The sequence below is a fragment of the Gluconacetobacter entanii genome (assembly GCF_013155425.1).
GTDB classification, from domain to species: Bacteria; Pseudomonadota; Alphaproteobacteria; order Acetobacterales; family Acetobacteraceae; genus Novacetimonas; species Novacetimonas entanii.
This window is the reverse complement of record NZ_JABJWD010000164.1, coordinates 1-275: the sequence shown is the minus strand read 5'-3', so window position 1 is coordinate 275 and position 275 is coordinate 1. Positions and strand designations below refer to the sequence as shown.

Below are 275 nucleotides of genomic sequence, written 5' to 3'. Positions count from 1 at the left end.
TCCGTCCCGCCTGCCACCGTCAGGCCACCCGCGCCCGACAGCGCGCCGGCATAGGTATCGGCCGCATTGGCCAGCGTCAGCGTGCCATCAAGCGTGCCGTTCCCGCTGCCCGACAGCGACCCTGCCGTGCCGCCACTGGATGTAACGGCCAGCGTGCCATTATCGGCAATGGTGCCCCCAACCGTGCCACCATCCAGCGTCGTCGTGCCGTTGTCGGCCACGTTACCCGCGACACTGCCCGACAGGTCAAGCCCGGCACCCGAGGCAACCGTCGT

Annotated in this window: 1 pseudogene; it reads right to left on the bottom strand. The window is 69.5% G+C overall.

Annotated features, from left to right (window positions below):
• A pseudogene (locus tag HNH97_RS17215) lies at positions 1-275 on the bottom strand (hypothetical protein); the annotation flags it as partial.